The following is an 18897-nucleotide window of genomic DNA, read 5'->3' on the forward strand; positions in this document are numbered from 1 at the left end:
TCATGACAACTGAAACCAAGAATTCTGTGAAACGCATTGACGTTCTTTTTTATGTTCAACACCTTCTCGGCATTGGACATCAAAAAAGAGCAGCAACTCTCACCCGGGCTATGAACAAAGCCGGCCTTTCAGTAGCTTTTGTATCTGGTGGTATGGAAGTTCCCGGGCTGGATACAGGCAGTGCAGAGTTTTATCAACTGGAACCCGTTCGTGCTGATGGTATTCTATTTACAGAGTTACTTGATAAAAACGACCAACCAATCGACAAGGCCTTCAAGGCCAAACGGGCCCGGGATCTTGTTGATATTTATCACGCGACAAAGCCACGGCTTGTACTGTTGGAGATGTTTCCCTTTGGCCGCCGGCAAATGCGCTTCGAACTTATTCCTTTACTCGAAGCTGCCAAAGCATCTGAGTTTTCGAGTAAGATTGTCTCATCTGTTCGGGATATTCTGGTCAAAGCACCAAAACCGGAACGTATTACCGAAATGCTTGCCTGGGTAGATACTCATTTCGACCATGTTCTTATTCACGGCGATCAAAATCTAATTCCCTTTGATAAAACCTTTCACCCTGCCCGGGATATCGCCGATAAAATTCTCTATAGCGGCTATGTCGTTGATGAAAAAGTTGACGGCACTCCTCACCCGACAGATGGCATTGATGAAGTTCTGGTTTCAACTGGTGGCGGTGCTGTCAGCGAGCGCCTGATAGACGCGGCCTTGAGTGCGAGAAAACAAAGTATCTTGAAAGAAAAACTTTGGCGCATACTTATTGGCCATAGCCTACCGGAAAAGTTGTTTGAAAAGTACAAAGCACAGTCAAATGACAACTTGATTGTTGAGCGTTCAAGGCCGGATTTCACATCTCTTTTGGCTAACTGCGCCCTATCCATAAGTCAGGGCGGCTATAACACAGTTATGGAGGTTCTGCGTGCCGGGTGTCCCCGTGTCATTGTTCCCTATTCCGGTGGTCTTGAAACAGAACAGACTCTCAGGGCCAAGCTATTATCAGAACAAAACGCCCTTACCTATGTAGATGAAGAAACACTGACGTCCGAAAAACTGGCTACAGCCATAGAAAAAACATTACAAAACAAACAAAAGCCGCCATCCAGTCTTAATACAAATGGCGCTGAAAACACAGCGACAATTCTCTCTAACATTTTGAATGATAACCCCCTGCAACAGTTTTTGAAAAATGGCTGAACTCTTGATCTTCAGGCATGGGCCAACCATTTGGAATGCTGAAAAAAGAATGCAGGGAAGGTCTGATATTTCCCTTTCTGAACAAGGCATCGAAACAGTTCAAAAGTGGCAGCTTCCAGATGAATGGATGGAAGTGCCCTGGTATGTCAGCCCTTTGCAACGCGCCCGACAAACAGCAGAACTGCTAGGGCAAAAGAAGTTTGAAATTGTTCCTCTATTAATCGAGATGTCCTGGGGAAGTTGGGAAGGACAGAGATTACCGGAATTGAGGGAAAAGCTGGGGCCAGAAATGCAAAAAATGGAAGCCCTTGGGCTTGATCTTTGCCCCCCCGGGGGTGAAAGCCCGAGAGATGTCCAAATACGCCTGAAACCTTTTCTAAACACAATAGCCAAATCAAATAAATCATTTGTGGCTGTAGCTCATAAAGGCGTCCTCAGAGCCATTTATGCTGCCGCAACAGATTGGGACATGCTTGGCAAACCAAAAGAAAAAATCAGAGATAACTGTGCTCATCTTTTTCAGATTTCCCCTATCGGTGAAATCAGTGTAAAAGCAATGAATATCAGCCTGTTATCACTCACTGATGGCTTTCCACTACCTGTTAACTCTTCCACATCTTCCAAAGAAACGGCCAGATGACGATAAAAAAAAGTACGGTTAATATTTTTATCTATGTTCAGCATCTTCTGGGTATTGGGCACCTTAGACGTGCTTCTTTACTTGCAAAAGCAATGGAAAACGCAGGAATGTCTGTTGTTTTTGCATCAGGCGGACGCCCCGTTTCTTATCTTGATATTGGTGATGCCGACTTTCTTCAGCTTCCCGCACTTCATGCCTCGGATAACAGCTTTAAAATTCTAAAGAACATTGAAGGATCTGTTGTTGATGATACGTGGAAAGAACAACGAAAAGAACTTTTGTTATCGGCTTTTCGCGAAGCTGCACCAGATGTTCTTCTGATCGAGATGTTTCCCTTTGGCAGGCGCCAGATGCGATTCGAGTTAGATCCCTTGATCGATCTGGCCAAATCCATGAACATCCCGGTTATCAGTTCTATCCGGGATATACTCACAACGCATAAAACCCCCGGGAAAAGTGAATGGATTATTGATCGGGTTCAGAAAGATATCGATCACGTTCTGGTACATGGTGATCCCGACTTTATGCCTCTTGAAGACAGCTTCCCGCTCGCTGCTAAAATTAAGGATAAAATCGTTTATACCGGGTATGTCGTTGAACATGACATCGAAAGTCCAGATACCCGTTCAGCAACGAAACGAGAGGGTGTACTTATCTCTGGTGGGGGCGGTGCCGTAGCCTTGCCCTTGGCTGAAGCAACAATCAAAGCCAAGGATTTTTCCACTTTAAAAAATGTGCCTTGGCGATTGCTTCTGGGAACCAATCTACCCGACCAAGAGTTCAACGACATCGTCAAACGTGCACCTGACGGATTAAGTGTTGAACGAAATCGGTCGGATTTTTATACGCTTCTCTCCAAAGCACAGCTTTCAATTAGTCAGGCCGGGTATAATACCGTTATGGAAACACTTATGACCGAAACACCGGCAATTGTTGTTCCCTTTTCAGCTGATGGTCAAAGTGAACAAACGGATCGTGCAAAAAAACTTGCAAAAGCTGGCGTGCTGTCACTGTTATCAGAAGCAAATCTAACCCCGGAAAATCTGGCCCAAAAAATAGATGATGTTGTGCAAAAATCCCAAACTCAAAAATCCAACACACAAAAACCTGGATCAAAAATAAAAGTCGATGTTCGCGGCACACAAAAAACAGCACTTTTTATCAAAGATCTAATCGAGAAAAGACACAATAAGCGAGACATACTGTGCCCCAAATAACTCCGCAAAGTTTTAAATACCCTCTTTTTGATATTTATCTCGATTACCTAAAAACAGCTTTCGGTTTATCAATTGGTCTTGGCGGGCTGATTTATGGTCTGAATAATACCTTTTCCCAGATCTGTTTTAGCGCGATCCTTATTATCTTTATACTATTTGGATTTCATTCCCTTCGACGCCACAAAACGTGCGTAACCGTGGATAGTGAACAGGTTGAGATTACAGACTTCAAACAACGAAAAATTCTATTTAAAAATATAGAAAACATAGAGTTACGCTATTACGGACGTCCCGTGAAAGACAAAGACAATGACCAAAAACCCAAAGGTGTCTTACATCTGGTTTTAAAAGACAAAGAGCAAAAAATTACTTTAGATTCCAACTTATATGGCTTCAGATATCTGGTCTGGTCAGCCATACTATTTGCGAAAGAGTGTAACCTGCCGCTTGACCCAAGCACCATTGGCAATATGCTAGATATTGGACTTGATCCAGAAGGCAGCAGTGAAATGCCGGATCCAAAAATGTCGGGAATTTAAGAAGATATAAAAAGATCAAGCCAACAGGGTTTAACAACGGGGCCAGAGTATAATCGTGGACGATCTGTTACAGGTCAAAGACCTCCGTGTCGCATTCAAGCTTCCAGAAGGCACTTTGAACGCCGTCAAGGGCGTATCCTTTCGTATCCCAAGGGGAAAAACAGTTTCTCTGGTCGGTGAATCAGGGTCAGGAAAATCGGTTGTCAGTCAAGCAATCATGGGAATTTTACCCAAAGTAGCTGAAATTGCAGGCGGGGAGATTCTTTTTTCCGATCCGGAAAAACAGGGTGAAATCCTGAATCTGGCAAGGATCAAACCTGATAGCAGGCAAATGAGGCAGATCCGCGGTGGTCGAATCTCTATGGTTTTTCAGGAGCCCATGACCTCGCTTTCGCCAGTACACACCGTTGGTAACCAAATCTGCGAGGCCCTGGAGCTGCATCGCGATATTACCTCGGCTCAAGCACTGGAACTTGCAACCGACATGTTACGTATGGTGGGGTTCCCCGACCCAGCCCGCGCAATGCGTACCTATCCCTTTGAACTTTCAGGCGGTTTACGTCAGCGCGCCGTTATTGCAATGGCACTGGTATGCCACCCCGCCCTGCTAATTGCCGACGAACCCACCACGGCTCTGGACGTCACCATTCAGGCACAAATTCTAAAGCTCATCAAAGATTTACAGAGCGAGCTAGATATGTCCGTTCTCATGATCACACACGACCTTGGCGTTGTTGCCAATATGGCCGATGAAGTCGTGGTCATGTACCACGGCGAGGTTATGGAGAGCGGTACTCTGGAAGATATTTTCAGAAAAGCAGAACACCCTTACCTCAAGGCCTTGCTTCACGCGGTTCCACGTTTTGATATGAAGCCTAATGAACGGCTCAAGCCAATTCGTGAAATTGAACACCACCCGGACAATCCCATTCTCAAAGCAAAGAGACAAAGACGAAAAATCTGTAAAGATGATCCCCCTTTGCTTGAGGTAAATAACATCTCAAAATCTTTTTCGATCAGAAAAGGGGGGTTTTTCTCTCAAAGATCAGCGGAAAAAGCACTCGCCGTTGATGATATCAGCTTTTTTGTCAATCGTGGGGAATGTCTCGGTTTGGTTGGGGAAAGCGGGTGCGGGAAAACCACCCTGTCAAAAATTATCATGCGCGCCCTGAGGCCTGATCAGGGATCAATTATTTTCCGGGATCAGGATAATAATCCGACGGATGTTCTTGCGCTGGAGAAAAAAGATCTCTTTGATTTTCGTGAACGTGTTCAGTTCATGTTCCAGGACCCTTATAGTTCACTTAATCCCCGTATGACGGTGCAAGAGTTAATCGGCGAACCTTTGTTGATACATGGCATGAAAGACGCCAAAGAACGACGAAAGTACGTTGAAAGCCTGATGGACGTGGTTGGATTGGCACCAATGCATATAAATCGCTATCCGCATTCATTTTCAGGGGGGCAGCGTCAACGTATCGGGATTGCCAGAGCATTGGCCCTACAACCCGACCTTTTGATCTGTGACGAGCCCGTATCAGCGTTGGATGTCTCTATTCAGGCACAAGTTCTTAACCTGCTGAAAGATTTAAAAGCAGCTTTGGGCCTGACCTATATCTTTATCAGTCACAATCTGGCGGTTATTGATTATATTGCTGATCGAATTATCGTCATGTGCAGAGGGCGATTGGTTGAAACCGCCCCGAAAGAACTACTCTTCAAAAATCCGGTTCATCCCTATACCCGGGCGTTGGTATCTGCAGTACCTGATCCCGATCTAGATCATCCGCTTGACTTAAAGGATTTACTGGAAGGAAAAGCCTCGGTACCGGAAAATTGGCCAGCGCCTTTTACCGTAAATAATCAGCATGATATGGCCATGGTTGATTTGGGTGGTGGCCATTATGTTCGTGTTCATAAAGGTACTGGTAGCGATGCAATCCCTCAAACAGATATGAGGGAGAACGTATAATGTTGACCTATATCGTCAATCGTATTTTGGCTATGGTGCCAACACTGCTTATTATTTCAGCTGTGATCTTTACTTTAATTCAGTTGCCGCCCGGGGATTATCTGGAAACACAGATTGCCGAAATGCAGGCACAGGGTGAAAACGTCGATCAGGAAAAAATTGATTATCTCCGCACCGAATACGGTTTGGACAAGCCCATGTATGAACAATATTTCGACTGGGTTTTTGGGCTTTTACAAGGTGATCTTGGCTATTCATTCGAACATGAATTACCTGTAACTGAAGTTATTGGCGATCGGATCACACTAACGATTGTGCTCGCCCTTGCCGCAACACTCTTTACCTATGTCCTTTCCTTCCCGATAGGTATCTACACCGCCGTAAAACAATACTCTGTCGGTGATTACGTTTTCAGTTTTGTTGGCTTCATTGGCCTCGCAACACCTAATTTTTTACTAGCTTTGGTTTTACTCTATTTTGCCAATGTCTGGTTCGGTACTTCTATTGGCGGCCTGATGGACGACGAATTTATCGGTAAGCCGTGGAGTATGGATAAAGCTTTGTCCGTCATGGAACATCTATGGGTTCCCGTTGTGGTCATTGGAACTTCCGGTACCGCCGGTATGATAAGGCGGCTACGAGCCAACATGCTGGACGAGCTATCAAAACAATATGTCATTACAGCAAAAGCCAAAGGTCAGACACCCCTAAAAATCCTTATGAAGTACCCGCTTCGTTTGGCAATAAATCCCTTTATCGCGGATATTGGATCTATTCTGCCTGATTTACTTTCCGGATCTGTGCTGGTTGCCGTGGTTATGGGATTGGAGACAACAGGCCCGATGCTGGTTGATTCACTCTTGAGCCAAGATATGTATCTGGCGGGATCATTCCTGATCATCGAAGCATCATTGGTCGTTATCGGGGTCTTTATTTCAGACCTGATTCTTGCTGCGATCGACCCGAGAATTCGTCTGGGCGGGGGAGCTGAAAAATGAGTAAAAACACAACAGATCATCAGCATCCAATTCGACCTATGGAACATTACGTCAATCCAGCGCCATTTGATCCACAGTCAGTAACGAAACTAACGCCACAGCAAGAGCGCTATTTCACTGCATCACAATGGCAGATCATGTGGTGGAAATTCAAGAAACACAAACTTGCGGTTTATTCCGGCGTTATTTTGCTCTGTATGTACATTGTTGCGATTCTGGCGGAACTTGTGGCCCCCTATAATTTACATAACAGGGAAACAAAGTTTATCTATGCCCCGCCGCAGGCCATTCACTTTTTCCATGAAGACGAGTTTATAGGCCCCTTTGTCTATGGCTTTGATTACAACCTCAATATGGAAAATTTGAAACGGGAATACACGCCGAACACATCTGATATTCAGAAGCTAAGTTTCTTTTGCCGTAGCGATCAGGAGTATGATTATCTTGGCCTGATCAGTGGAGACTTTCATTTCGTCTGTCCGGCAGAAAACGGTACCCTTTTCATTTGGGGAACAGATCGATTGGGACGAGATGTCTTTAGCCGCATTATTTATGGTTCAAGAATTTCTCTGACCATTGGTTTGATTGGTGTTGCCATTAGCTTTGTACTCGGCACTTTCTTTGGCGGTTTGGCCGGATACTTTGGTGGTCTCGTCGATAATTTCGTTCTGCGAGCTATTGAAATACTCAAGTCCTTTCCAAGCCTGCCATTATTTATGACACTTTCCGCCCTTTTGCCTGTTACCTGGAGCCCCCTTGGCGTTTTCTTTGGGATATCAATTATTCAAGGCTTTCTGGATTGGCCGGGATTAGCCCGTGCCGTCAGGTCCAAATTGTTGAGTTTGCGTGAAGAGGACTTCACCACAGCAGCACAGTTAATGGGCGCTTCACATGCAAGAATTATTGGCAAACACCTTTTACCTTCGTTCAGCAGTCATCTCATCGCCTCTGCAACTCTTGCCATTCCCATGATGATATTGGGCGAAACTAGCTTGTCTTTCCTAGGCTTGGGACTAAGAGCGCCGATCACATCATGGGGTGTGCTACTCAACGAAGCGCAAAATATCAGCGCCGTTGTTTTATATCCATGGCTGCTATTACCCGTACAACCCGTTGTTTTGGTTGTGCTTTGCTATAACTTTTTAGGTGATGGACTGCGTGATGCTGCGGATCCCTATAAATAAACCGTTTATGGAAAGAAGAGAGTTTATTCTAACCACAAACTAATCAGCAACTACGACAAGATCCATGGCACCAGAAACACCCACGACCTGACTCTTCTCCAACACTTTGCGCTCTAACAAAGGTTGGTACCCCTGTTCAACAGCTTTTTTGTAGGTCGTTTGATCAGCAAGAGCACGCACACCAACATCCTTATTATGCTTTTCAAGCTTTGCCGATAGATTAACCGCATCGCCAATCACAGTGTATTCCAGACGCGTATCATCACCAACAGCCCCGAAGAGAACAGGCCCAACGGCAACTGACCCATTAACCAGCGGCGCCTCTTCACCGTTGTCTCTTTGCCATGATGCCGTTACATCCATTACTTCATCCATGGCTCTTAAAGCGTCCGCAGCATAGGTTTCAGAGGGAACAGAGGCCCCAAAAGTTGCCATGATGCCGTCCCCCATAAACTTGTCAATTGATCCGCCATGCTTTTGGATAATTGGAACACAAAGTTGCTGGTATTCGGCCAAAGTACCCATAACAATCTCTGCCGATTCAACAGCAGCCAGCTTGGTAAACCCACGCATATCCAAGTTCATAATCGCTGCTTCACGCCTTTCGGCGCTTCCCACCATTATTTTATCTTTTGAATGCGCAATCTTTTTGGCGACCTCAGGCGAAAAGAAGCGCGAAAGTTCCTGCGCCGCTTGTCGTTCTGAGACTGAATTAATCAATAAAGCCCGGGCACGGACCAATGCAACAGCCAGAATAAGCGTCACAACCACAATAGAGATTATCTTGTCAAATTCTGCGCCGAGAAGAATGGAATTTGATGTCATGTAGTGCACATAATCACGCGTGATCATACTGTCCATTGAATCAAAAGACACAACATACATAATCATCATCCCCCACCCCAGAGCCGCAAATAATCCGGCAATGACAACGAATTTGGCTTCAAATCTCAAAGCTCTGATTGCGATGAAAATAAAAACATAAAGAAGGGTTGGGACTTTTAGATAAAAACTTGGAGGTTGATTGTACTGAACATGAAAGCTCCAGATCAAAACCATTAGGAGCGTCATATCAAAAAGCGCAGAAAAGGCTAGCGACCAGTCAGGCATATGAAAATTATAGGCCCAGACGATACGTATCAATGTCAGTACCAGATAAATGCTCAAGGCCCAAGGGACCGGCGCAAAGGTCACATCTTCATTGAAGGTTTTAGGGGATATAAGGTAAAGAGAACCGAAAATAGAAACCACAGCAAGCTGAATCCAGCCGATCAACCGTTCTGTTTTATCTTCCTGCTCATGAATGGCCCTAAGTACCCGCTCTGGCAAAGCTGTCTCATTAACCGAGCTAAACCATTTCATTTTTATAATCCCAAGCTGCTCCTAAATCACACTGCGATCTGCCCGCATGTTATATCTAAATAAGCTTTAGCTGTTATTAATTCTACAGGTACTTTGATCAAGCCATGGTCAGAATTCCGTGATCAAAACCGGAGCGACTTATAAATTAAGAACAAGGCCTTCTTTTGCAAACAAAGTGCCCGGACGTGCTTTCTCTGCCTTTTCGGACTCAATATCCAGGAAATCATCGTTGTGACAAGGGTCATGATGGAAAGCAATTAACTGTTTCACGTCTGCCAAATCACATAAACGCACCCCTTCCTGCCACGTTGAATGCCCCCAATCCTTAAATTTGGGGAATTCTTCATCCGTATAGCTACTGTCATAAACCATGCAGTCAGCACCTTGGACCAGCTCAATTATTTGACGATCAGGGACCCCCGGAGTGTGCTCTGTATCAGTAATATAACAAAAGGATTTACCTTTGTATTCAAGGCGGTATCCTGTCGCCCCATTGGGATGGTTTAAAGGCGTTGTACGAATCTTAAGGCCGGGATAGGGCTCCAGGGTTTCACCGCTATGAAAATCATGGAACGTTACGTTTGCTGAAAATATTTTAGGCGGAACCGGAAACAAAGGTTCAGCCATATAGCGACATAGAATTTCATGCAAATTACTCTGCTGTTCCAATAAATGGCCTGCCCACAACCGCACCTTGTTTTTGGGGTAAAAGTTCGGACCAAAGAACGGCATGCCCATAATGTGGTCGTGATGAGTATGAGAGAAAAAGATATCGATTTGCTGTTTATCACTCGCAGAACAAATATTATTTCCCAGAGATCTGATACCTGTACCTGCATCGAATATAAAATGGTGATCTCCACAGCGAACCTCTACGCATGACGTATTTCCGCCATAACGTCTGTGGCTATTTTCTGGACAAGGGATTGATCCCCTTACTCCCCAGAATTTTACTGTAAAATCACTCGTTGCCGACACGTTTCATAATCTCCCGGCCACTAGACAGCCAAATGCAAAATTCACAGATCTTTACTGAGCTATTTTTAAGGTACTAAACGATAGCCACCAGTCTCTGTTACTAATAACTTTGCATTCGATGGGTCGATTTCAATCTTTTGTCGCAATCTATAGACATGAGTTTCCAGTGTATGGGTGGTTACACCAGCGTTATACCCCCAAACTTCGTTGAGTAGGGTATCCCTGCCAACAACTTGAGACCCTTTACGATACAAATACTTAAGGATAGACGTTTCCTTTTCAGTCAGGCGAATTTTCTTTTGCGTTTCACCTTCAATAAGAATTTTACCACTGGGTTGGAAAGTATAGGGCCCAATGGTGAAAACGGCATCTTCGCTTTGTTCATGCTGACGAAGTTGTGCGCGCAATCGTGCTAGAAGGACACCCAAACGGAATGGCTTGGTTATATAATCGTTAGCTCCAGCGTCCAGACCAAGAATAGTATCAGCATCTGATTCAGCCGCCGTTAACATGATAATAGGGCTTTTGACACCTGCGCGTCTCATTAAACGACAAACTTCACGCCCATCCATATCGGGAAGACCAACATCCAGCAAAATCGCATCATAGTAATCGTCTTTGGCCTTATCCAGACCTTCCATACCATTAACGGCTTCTGTTGTTTCAAACTCTTCGTGTAGATGTAGTTGCTCTCTTAATGAAGAACGCAGTGCATCATCATCGTCAACAAGCAATATTCTACGGCCATTTGAAGTCGTCATCCCATAGGCCCCTTATTCTGTTTCCCTGTTTTACGTCACAATGTTTATTTCGCAACGTTTATTACTCAACATTCATTTCAGCGACAGATTTTATAATCCGATTGCGTTATTCCTACAGATATCAAGTAACCAGCTTTTATCTAAAAATAACACTTATTTAGATAGCATTGGCACAATGGACATTCAAGTTCACCCGCACAACCTGTAAAACAGAACTTTTGGCAAAGGCTATAAACAAAGAAAGTTACACTTTAGCTGTCAGATTTAGTCATGTTCTTTTATATATCGTGAAATCTACAGAGTATTTCAAATCGTAACTGATAAAAAAATTTGTGTAATGAAAGCATAAAAGCTAACTATCTGGATTTTCTATATTATCTTGAAGAGATGATTAAGTTGCCAAGGGGAAAGAAACAGAGTCTTACAGTCAGCAGCTAAACAACAAATCCTGTCTTCTGTCGCAAACCCTTCTCGTAACTTCGTATTTTCGCTCTTTCCAACTGACGTACTTTGCTATAATTCAGCAATGGCTTTTAGACATTTATCTGGAATGTCAGAACCGTGTTCCCTAAATAATGATCGAATCATTGTTTAGAGGTGATATACATTACCAAAAGCTACGATTACCAAATGTAACCAAGCCGGACGAAAGAACAGATCAGTGCCAGCGCTAGAAGAAAATGCCGCAAGGATCCTCCCTGCTGTTGAGCGAGCTATTGCAGAATTGCGCCGTGGAGCAGCCGTTATTGTACAGCGCCCGGACGGACAGTCTGCCTTAATTCAGGCATCTGAAACTTCATCTGATGAAAGCCTGAATAGACTCCGGAATATCAGCAATGCGGAACCCTGCCTTCTTTTAACCGCTCGACGTGCAGCAGCAATTGGTATCAACGAAGCAGAACCGCTTATCAATACGACCGAGGTTATTGCTTTTGCCTTGGACGGAATGTCACCAGAAGCCGCAGCTTATCTTGCTGATCCCGTACATGATCCCTTGGGCATCAACCTACGGCATGACAACTTTCTGACCACAGAAGTCCCCGAAATCCTGGCACGTAATGCCGTTCTTTTAACAAAACTGGCGTGCCTGCTTCCTGCAGCTCTGTTTGTGAATCTGCCTGATGGTGCAGACACAGAACTTGCAAAAGAACATAATCTCTTAATCGTTTCAGCAGATGACATTGCAAGCTATCGGAGTACAGCAGCTTATAGTCTGAAAAAAGTTGCCTCTGCTCAAGTTCCATTGGAAGTGGCTGAAAAGACCACCGTTGTTGCCTTTCGCCCCAAAGACGGTGGTACAGAACATCTTGCACTCGTTATCGGAGACCCTGACCCGAATCAACCAACGCTGATCCGTTTGCATTCCGAATGTTTTACCGGCGATCTACTTGGCAGTTTACGGTGTGATTGCGGCGACCAACTTCGCGGTGCCGTTAGTCTTATGGAAGAACAGGGTGGCGGCATCCTGCTCTATCTCTCACAAGAAGGTCGTGGTATAGGTCTGATGAACAAGCTCAGAGCCTATGAACTGCAGGATAGAGGTGCCGATACGTCTGATGCAAATGAACTCGTCGGTTTTGATCCTGATGAACGCGTGTATATTCCTGCCGCAGAAATGCTACGACAATTAGGATATGATGAAGTCAGGCTTCTCACCAACAATCCGGAAAAAGCTAACTCTTTAATAGAATGTGGCATAGAGGTCATTGAAATGGTCCCACACCACTTCCCTTCAAACGGCCACAATGAATTTTATCTGAAAACCAAAGCAACGCGCTTCGGACACAAGCTCTGATAAAACAGGCACTCAAAGCATTGAATTTGAGGGATATATAATCACTGTCATCGGCAAGCCTTTCCTCATTCCGGGAAAAGTATTCCCACCAAGTTGATCAAAGTGAACCAAAAACACTGAAATAAAGACCTAAATTAATTGGCCCAATCATTGCATTAATATACCTGAATTAACGATCAGGTGATTATCAGGCTTATGTTGGATCAGCTCTATTCTCAAAAAATTACCCCAAAAGGACAGATCAGTCCTGCCAATAATCATGGCCAAAATAATAATTTGAGATCAGGTAGTGTTGCGCTTGGAACAATTCCGGATTCTATCAAAAAAGAGAATGAGACGGGACTAAAAACCGCTTCTGTCACGAAATCAACACAAGAACACCAATTCAAAAACGAACTTGAAAAAGCAAATACGGCAAAAACAAATACGACAGAGAAGAAAGACTGGCCTGTTAAGCATAAGACACCGGACCCAAAAAGTTCTGAGCAAGAAGAACAAACTTTCGGGTTCTTTGATTTCCTGGATGTTATAAATCCACTTCAACACATTCCAGTGATTTCAACTCTGTACAGAGAGATCACTGGCGACGAAATCCAGCCAGCCGCACGGATTGCCGGCGGTATGATTTTTGGTGGACCAACAGGATTTATTACTGCCATTGCAAACTCAGTTTCAGAAGAGACCACTGGCAAAGATATTGGTGAAAATATATTAGAAGCTTTTCTTGGACCAAATGAACTAGATGAAGAAAGTCCCATTCAAACTGCCGCGTTAGAAACGTCATCCCAGAATGTAACAACTCCGTTATTTTCCCAACTGGCACCTGTTATCCCGCCAGCGCCCGTTCAGCAGCCAAAGCCAGAAAATGCAATCGTCTCAAATAACCCGGGTTCAACATCATCACCACTTGAAGGAAAAGCAGCGCTGACAGCCCTGTATAATGACCTGGCAAAACCTAAAGCCACAGAACCTGTTTCACAGGAAATTAGAGCATCGAATGCAAGTTTGGATATCCAACAGGAAGCCCCACGACCTCTACCAGCATCAAAGCCGGGAAAATGGTTTCCCCTATCTGGCGGTAATGTGCTGATCGCGCAAACCTCACATCTTCCGCAAACAAGACCATCCAAACCAGTATCACAGCCAATAGAATCCACAACGACATTACCAAAAACAGACAATGCACCATCGGCTGAGGAAACCATTGCATCTATCGAAAGTGATTTCGCACAAAATCTGTTAAACGGGCTTGATAAATATCAACAGTTAAAAAGCAATAATTGAAGCCTCGACAATCCAGACTGAATATGTATGTTTGGCCCAGCTTATCTCAAAGGACTGATCTCGGGTACGAACATGGATATCATCGTTCAATCAATTAATGGCAAGTGGCAAGCATCTTTCGGTGACAAAATCTGGCCCTGTGCTATTGGTAAAAATGGCATCGTTCCAGCAAATGAAAAAGTTGAAGGTGATGGCAAAACACCAATTGGAAGCTGGGATTTAACAAAAGTTCTTTATCGCGCAGATCGTATATCTCTGGAGCAAAGAAAAGAAATAGGCAAAGCCATTGAGATAGCACCCTTATGCCAAAGAGATGGCTGGTGTGATGAACCAGAAGATCCCTATTACAATCAAGCTGTTATCGTTCCCTACACATCTCGCTACGAAGTCTTGTGGAAAGATCAGGAAAACACCTACGATCTCATCGGACTCCTCAGTCATAATGCTGATCCGGTGATTCCAAGCCGGGGATCTGCGATATTTCTTCATGTGGCCAAGCCTGACCTGACACCAACAGAAGGCTGTGTTGCTCTTGAACTCAATGACCTCTTGAAGCTACTATCATTCATGAAAGAACAAACAAAAATTACCATACAGGGTTAGTTCTGTATATGTTAAAGAGACTTGTATCACCGCTCATATTTGCACTTTTTACCACTTCTTGCATAAGTTCCGGGGATTTGACTTTGGTCAGGACGGCAACTTATGGAGCTTATACATCCGGCGACGCCGTTCTTGCCGCTAATCATTCCCCCATAAAAATAACTCTGCAAGAAAATGTCTCTTCTCCTGAACCAGGTAAAGCAATCGCATCCGCAATGGAACAATATGGTCCAAAATGGTTCAGAGCTAACTACAGCTCAACAATGACAGATCATAAAACGCAAGGGTACGAACTGCGTTGGTTTTATAACGCCCCGATCAACGCAAATGAAGATCGCCTTTGCGACGATGACTATGCCAACTCTTTGGAAGAATCCGAAGCGCCAACACATATTTTGCTGGGTGCCTTTTGTCGGAAATCAACATTTCTCTCCAGTATTCGTGCAACCATCGTTGAAGACTTTAACACTGATAAATTCAGAAGAACAGTTGGGTATATGGGGTGGAAGTTGATGCCGATCAGGAATCCTGATCGGATTGAAAACTGTAAAAAAATAGAAGAGTGCCTGTAAAATCCCTATAGTCTCAGCCCTATAGTCTCAGGGTGAGCTCAGATTTTATTGCGTTCCCCAAAAATACTGGATCCAACACGGACATCTGTGGCCCCGAACCGCACAGCTTTTTCAAAATCGGCACTCATTCCCATAGAAATGCGCTGAAGATTATGTTTCTGTGCCAATTCATATAGAAAAGAAAAATGGGTTGCAGCTTCTTCATCAACCGGGGGAATACACATCAATCCGATAACAGGTAGCCCCTGTTCTTTTGAAAAGGAAATCAAGCTGTCCAGATCTTTTGGCAAGACGCCTGCTTTTTGCTCTTCCTCACCAGTATTCACCTGAATAAAACAGTCCGGCCAGCGATCCTGTTTTTTCATTTCCTTGATAAGCGCACTTACAAGCTTTGGCCTGTCTACAGATTCAATAACATCAAACAGGGAAACAGCTTCCTTGGCCTTATTGGTTTGCAAGGGACCGATAAGATGTACTTCAATATCACTGTGCTGATCTTTTAAGTCACGAAACTTGGATAGGGCTTCCTGGACCTTGTTTTCACCAAAAACCTTCTGGCCTGCCGCATAAGCTTCCTCTACAGCCTCCAAAGGTTTTGTTTTACTAACAGCAATCAAATTAACATCGCCCTGATTCATAAAGGATGTTTTAACAGCTGTATCGATTTTCTCTTTTATGGAGAGCAAGTTTTCAGCAATAAGAGACATCTTCAATCCCCCCTAAAGATAGCCAAAACGTTTCATCTGTTGGCCATGATCTTTTTCAATCTGCTTAATCTGCTTATTGGTCAGAACGGTTTTCCATTGTTCTGATTTACCTGATCGGAAAAAGCGTTCGCTATTTTTAGATTTTTCAGTGAAGCCCTGTTTTTGCTCGAGCTCCTGAAGGGTTTTAAAGGAAGAATGTTTGATCGCACGCTGGATTCTATCATCATCTCTGGTGATACCCAACTTCTTGGAGATAGCCCCAAAAATTTCGGTTGGTTTTTCCAGCATATCTTCATATCGATGAACCAGAAGGGTTTTATGTGGAATCTGCGTCCAGGATTTCACATGGTTAGACCAGCTATTATAAACTTCATATAGAACTTTATCAGATTTCGACGTTTCTTTCGCCATAATTTCAATAGACTCATCTATCGAAACACCAAAATGGTCTGCAGCGGAAATCACGACATCTCTTGGATCTCTGACTATATATATAGCAGCACCTGTTGCATCCATAGCAACAAGGGGCTTGCCAAGATATTCGCCGAGAAAGTTATGGGTTTTGAGAATTAAGATATTTTTACTGCGTCTGGATATTTCGCGTTGAACATCTGCGCGGATATTAGCAAGATCACTTTCGCTAGCTTGTTCCAATGGTTTGTTGAAAGCATTTTTATACCAAAGGGAATTAGCTTCGCCTGAACATATTTCGCTAATTTTATTAACTGGTAATGGCTCTTTAGAATCAGAAATTAAATTCGCTAAAAAAGTACGCATCCACGTATTTCCAGATTTTGGATAAGACGCGAGCCACAAAATTCCAGGCATAGTAAAATATTACTCCATAAGACATAGCTAAATATCATGACATCATAAATGTGATGCTTCAGACATAATCAACCAAACAAGGTACATCTAGCAGTTTCCTTATATATATAGCAATAAATGATGGAGTTCTGATTTTATGAGAGATAATGGAATCCAAACTAGACGATGTTGAGAAAACTGACCTTAAACCATTCTACCTCCCCCCCAAAGCATCTTATTCATTAATGAAATGCCTATTTTCTTTAACAAATATTGGGGTTAAATGGATAATTGTTGCATCAATGCCACAGTGATACTTAAAAACAATGCACATCTGCCAACAGGGCTTGAGTTCCTGAAAAAAAGGGTGTTATCTGAGCACACTAATTTTGAGGGGGAGTATCCTCTTCATAAGTTTATCTTTTGGAGATCGAAAATGAAAAAATTCCTGCTTGCTAGCTCTGCAATGGTTGCAGCTACTGCAGTTTCCGCTCCAGCATTTGCTGAAGACGGAAAAATCAACCTGTCAGTATTCACTCAGTTCCACGCTTCTTCTACAGATGCTGATAATGACACAAACAACACAGATAATGCTGGTTCAAACAACGGTCACGATTTCAACACAAACTCTGAAATCAAACTGACTGCTTCCAACACAGCTGACAACGGCCTGAAATACGGTCTTGTTATTGAGCTAGAAGCTGATCAGGGCGGCGATAACAACACAGATGAAAACTACATCTGGCTCGAAGGTGACTTTGGTCGCGTTGAACTTGGCGACCAGGATGGTGCAAACGGTCTGTTCGTTTCCGGTGCTGACGTTGGCCTAATGTACGGTATGATCGATAACCCAACTGGTTCAGCTGTCAAATCTGGTGATGCTGATACTGCTGCTGATGTAGCAGACTCTGGCGATTCAACAAAAATCACATACTACACACCTTCTTTTAACGGTTTCAAAGCTGGTCTAACGTATGCACCAGATGCTACCGAGGGTTCATCTGTTGCAAGACGTAAAACTGATCTTCAAAGAGAACAAACCGTTGAAGCTGGTCTAAATTATTCCGGTTCTTTCAATGATGTTTCTCTTGAAGTTGGTGCTTCAGCTGTTTGGGCTGATACTAATGGTAAAGGTGCTGGCGTTGACAGCAGTGACAACACTGTTTGGGGTGCTGGAATCGGTGGTAAAGTTGGCTTCGCTGGCTTCACAATCGGTACAGGTGTTTCTTACGAAGACGGTGACGATGTATTTGACAACCAGCTAACTGTTGATGCTGGTATCAACTACACAACTGGTCCATGGCAGGTTGCTGTTGCTGGTGTTTGGTCTGAGCAAGAAGCAAACTCTGGTGGTACTGACGTAGAGAACTCAGCTATCTCCGCTGGTGTACAGTACGAAGTTGCTCCGGGTCTTTCCGTATACGGTTCTGCGATCACTGGTGATTATGAAGGTGGTTCTGAAGATTTCACATCAGTTCAGACTGGTGTTCTTGTAAGCTTCTAATTTAAGCTTTCAATAAACAAAATGTACTGCCAGTGCTAAAATTAGCACTGGCAGTATTTTTTTGTGCTTTTTTTTATGGTAGCTATAGAGCCAATTTTAATAAGCTTCGAAAGAAACGTTCATGTCGCTCAAGAGCTTTGCTTCCCGATACCTGATTATTCTGCTTTCTTTTCTTTTACTCACAGCCTGTGGTTTACAAGGCAGAGATAAAAAAATCGAAAACCAAAGTGATAAATATTACAAACAAACAGGTGGTTCGCTGCTCGGTGGAAAAGATGGTGGTATAAACCTTCTTGGTGGTGACGACAAAAATAAACCACAGGATGGCGGTGCAGGAATTGGGGTAAATTCTTTCCTTTGGCGCGCTTCACTGGATACCATAGCTTTCATGCCGCTAACCTCTGCTGATCCCTTCGGCGGTGTGATTATTACAGATTGGTACAGCCCAGACGAAGCCAAGCCAGAGCGCTTTAAAGTTAACGTATTCATTCTTGGCCGTGATCTTCGCGCTGATGGCGTACGGGCTTCTGTTTTCAAACAACAACGTGACGTTACAGGTAGTTGGATTGACTCAAAAGTCGATCCTAAAACCGGGACAGAGTTGGAAGATGCAATTCTTACCCGTGCACGCCAGTTACGCATTGCATCAAGTGAATAGATCCGATTTTCCTCGTTCGTGGAAATTGGAACAATCCGTAATCAAGGCCGCAGAAATTGAACGACATTCATCTGTGGCCTTTTACCCTTGTTAGTCACCAGCTTTTCA

Annotated in this window: 18 protein-coding genes; 13 read left to right on the forward strand and 5 right to left on the reverse strand. The window is 43.8% G+C overall.

Features of this window, described 5'->3' with window-relative positions; translation table 11 throughout:
• Nucleotides 1–2: 2 nt before the first annotated feature.
• The 7 genes from D9A03_RS16150 to D9A03_RS16180 all read left to right on the forward strand — a co-directional run bounded on the left by D9A03_RS16150 (nucleotide 3) and on the right by D9A03_RS16180 (nucleotide 7758).
• Nucleotides 3–1208, forward strand: a complete 1206-nt coding sequence (locus tag D9A03_RS16150) for a glycosyltransferase family protein (RefSeq protein ID WP_120498243.1) — start codon at nucleotides 3–5, stop codon at nucleotides 1206–1208.
• Complete coding sequence (locus tag D9A03_RS16155) at nucleotides 1201–1848, forward strand: histidine phosphatase family protein (RefSeq protein WP_120498244.1); 648 nt, start codon at nucleotides 1201–1203, stop codon at nucleotides 1846–1848. The genes D9A03_RS16150 and D9A03_RS16155 overlap by 8 nt, the downstream gene beginning before the upstream one ends.
• Nucleotides 1845–3065, forward strand: coding sequence for a glycosyltransferase family protein (locus tag D9A03_RS16160; RefSeq protein ID WP_120498245.1), 1221 nt, complete (start codon nucleotides 1845–1847; stop codon nucleotides 3063–3065). The genes D9A03_RS16155 and D9A03_RS16160 overlap by 4 nt, the downstream gene beginning before the upstream one ends.
• A 197-nt stretch (nucleotides 3066–3262) precedes the next feature.
• Entirely contained in the window at nucleotides 3263–3604 is a 342-nt protein-coding gene (locus tag D9A03_RS19810) for a hypothetical protein (protein WP_162938205.1), read from the forward strand.
• A gap of 55 nt (nucleotides 3605–3659) precedes the next feature.
• The gene (locus D9A03_RS16170; RefSeq protein ID WP_120498247.1) at nucleotides 3660–5576 is read left to right on the forward strand and encodes an ABC transporter ATP-binding protein; all 1917 of its coding nucleotides are present in this window, start codon (nucleotides 3660–3662) and stop codon (nucleotides 5574–5576) included.
• Nucleotides 5576–6574: an ABC transporter permease gene (locus tag D9A03_RS16175; protein ID WP_120498248.1), complete on the forward strand. Its 999-nt coding sequence runs from the start codon at nucleotides 5576–5578 to the stop codon at nucleotides 6572–6574. The genes D9A03_RS16170 and D9A03_RS16175 overlap by 1 nt, the downstream gene beginning before the upstream one ends.
• The gene (locus D9A03_RS16180) at nucleotides 6571–7758 is read left to right on the forward strand and encodes an ABC transporter permease (RefSeq protein ID WP_120498249.1); all 1188 of its coding nucleotides are present in this window, start codon (nucleotides 6571–6573) and stop codon (nucleotides 7756–7758) included. The genes D9A03_RS16175 and D9A03_RS16180 overlap by 4 nt, the downstream gene beginning before the upstream one ends.
• A 39-nt stretch (nucleotides 7759–7797) precedes the next feature.
• Here D9A03_RS16180 and D9A03_RS16185 read toward each other — a convergent pair whose 3' ends face one another.
• From D9A03_RS16185 to D9A03_RS16195, 3 genes are all read right to left on the reverse strand, one after another.
• Nucleotides 7798–9120 (reverse strand): adenylate/guanylate cyclase domain-containing protein, encoded by a 1323-nt coding sequence (locus D9A03_RS16185; RefSeq protein ID WP_120498250.1) that lies wholly within the window; start codon nucleotides 9118–9120, stop codon nucleotides 7798–7800.
• Between the two features lie 138 nt (nucleotides 9121–9258).
• Entirely contained in the window at nucleotides 9259–10098 is an 840-nt protein-coding gene (locus tag D9A03_RS16190) for an MBL fold metallo-hydrolase (RefSeq protein WP_120498251.1), read from the reverse strand.
• Between the two features lie 65 nt (nucleotides 10099–10163).
• The gene (locus tag D9A03_RS16195) at nucleotides 10164–10859 is read right to left on the reverse strand and encodes a response regulator transcription factor (RefSeq protein WP_047764063.1); all 696 of its coding nucleotides are present in this window, start codon (nucleotides 10857–10859) and stop codon (nucleotides 10164–10166) included.
• A gap of 661 nt (nucleotides 10860–11520) precedes the next feature.
• Here D9A03_RS16195 and ribA point away from each other — a divergent pair.
• From ribA to D9A03_RS16215, 4 genes are all read left to right on the forward strand, one after another.
• Nucleotides 11521–12654, forward strand: a complete 1134-nt coding sequence (gene ribA, locus D9A03_RS16200) for a GTP cyclohydrolase II (protein ID WP_120498252.1) — start codon at nucleotides 11521–11523, stop codon at nucleotides 12652–12654.
• Nucleotides 12655–12849: 195 nt separating this feature from the next.
• Nucleotides 12850–13938 carry a hypothetical protein gene (locus D9A03_RS16205; RefSeq protein ID WP_120498253.1) on the forward strand — a complete coding sequence of 363 codons (1089 nt, stop codon included), beginning with the start codon at nucleotides 12850–12852 and terminating at the stop codon, nucleotides 13936–13938.
• Between the two features lie 72 nt (nucleotides 13939–14010).
• Nucleotides 14011–14541, forward strand: coding sequence for a L,D-transpeptidase (locus tag D9A03_RS16210; RefSeq protein WP_120498559.1), 531 nt, complete (start codon nucleotides 14011–14013; stop codon nucleotides 14539–14541).
• Between the two features lie 83 nt (nucleotides 14542–14624).
• Nucleotides 14625–15113, forward strand: a complete 489-nt coding sequence (locus D9A03_RS16215; protein ID WP_162938206.1) for a hypothetical protein — start codon at nucleotides 14625–14627, stop codon at nucleotides 15111–15113.
• 38 nt (nucleotides 15114–15151) lie between these two features.
• On the opposite strand, the gene D9A03_RS16220 is transcribed toward D9A03_RS16215, so the two are convergent.
• Nucleotides 15152–15820, reverse strand: a complete 669-nt coding sequence (locus tag D9A03_RS16220; protein WP_120498255.1) for a YggS family pyridoxal phosphate-dependent enzyme — start codon at nucleotides 15818–15820, stop codon at nucleotides 15152–15154.
• Between the two features lie 12 nt (nucleotides 15821–15832).
• The gene (locus tag D9A03_RS16225) at nucleotides 15833–16648 is read right to left on the reverse strand and encodes a sulfotransferase domain-containing protein (RefSeq protein WP_120498256.1); all 816 of its coding nucleotides are present in this window, start codon (nucleotides 16646–16648) and stop codon (nucleotides 15833–15835) included.
• Between the two features lie 415 nt (nucleotides 16649–17063).
• On the opposite strand from D9A03_RS16225, the gene D9A03_RS16230 reads away from it, so the two are divergent.
• Nucleotides 17064–18131, forward strand: a complete 1068-nt coding sequence (locus D9A03_RS16230) for a porin (RefSeq protein ID WP_162938208.1) — start codon at nucleotides 17064–17066, stop codon at nucleotides 18129–18131.
• Between the two features lie 121 nt (nucleotides 18132–18252).
• Entirely contained in the window at nucleotides 18253–18789 is a 537-nt protein-coding gene (locus tag D9A03_RS16235; RefSeq protein ID WP_120498258.1) for a DUF3576 domain-containing protein, read from the forward strand.
• Nucleotides 18790–18897: the final 108 nt, after the last annotated feature.

It is taken from the genome of Kiloniella sp. EL199 (assembly GCF_900313065.1).
Taxonomy (GTDB): domain Bacteria; phylum Pseudomonadota; class Alphaproteobacteria; order Kiloniellales; family Kiloniellaceae; genus Kiloniella.

Bases quoted from the DNA above. Each gene is read 5' to 3' on its own strand.
- D9A03_RS16180 (WP_120498249.1), top strand. From the start codon at position 6,571: ATGAGTAAAAACACAACAGATCATCAGCATCCAATTCGACCTATGGAA.
- D9A03_RS16225 (WP_120498256.1), bottom strand. From the start codon at position 16,648: ATGCCTGGAATTTTGTGGCTCGCGTCTTATCCAAAATCTGGAAATACG.
- D9A03_RS16150 (WP_120498243.1), top strand. From the start codon at position 3: ATGACAACTGAAACCAAGAATTCTGTGAAACGCATTGACGTTCTTTTT.
- D9A03_RS16235 (WP_120498258.1), top strand. From the start codon at position 18,253: ATGTCGCTCAAGAGCTTTGCTTCCCGATACCTGATTATTCTGCTTTCT.
- D9A03_RS16205 (WP_120498253.1), top strand. From the start codon at position 12,850: ATGTTGGATCAGCTCTATTCTCAAAAAATTACCCCAAAAGGACAGATC.
- D9A03_RS16230 (WP_162938208.1), top strand. From the start codon at position 17,064: ATGAAAAAATTCCTGCTTGCTAGCTCTGCAATGGTTGCAGCTACTGCA.
- D9A03_RS16185 (WP_120498250.1), bottom strand. From the start codon at position 9,120: ATGAAATGGTTTAGCTCGGTTAATGAGACAGCTTTGCCAGAGCGGGTA.
- D9A03_RS16160 (WP_120498245.1), top strand. From the start codon at position 1,845: ATGACGATAAAAAAAAGTACGGTTAATATTTTTATCTATGTTCAGCAT.
- D9A03_RS16220 (WP_120498255.1), bottom strand. From the start codon at position 15,820: ATGTCTCTTATTGCTGAAAACTTGCTCTCCATAAAAGAGAAAATCGAT.
- D9A03_RS16155 (WP_120498244.1), top strand. From the start codon at position 1,201: ATGGCTGAACTCTTGATCTTCAGGCATGGGCCAACCATTTGGAATGCT.
- D9A03_RS16195 (WP_047764063.1), bottom strand. From the start codon at position 10,859: ATGACGACTTCAAATGGCCGTAGAATATTGCTTGTTGACGATGATGAT.
- D9A03_RS16210 (WP_120498559.1), top strand. From the start codon at position 14,011: ATGGATATCATCGTTCAATCAATTAATGGCAAGTGGCAAGCATCTTTC.
- D9A03_RS16175 (WP_120498248.1), top strand. From the start codon at position 5,576: ATGTTGACCTATATCGTCAATCGTATTTTGGCTATGGTGCCAACACTG.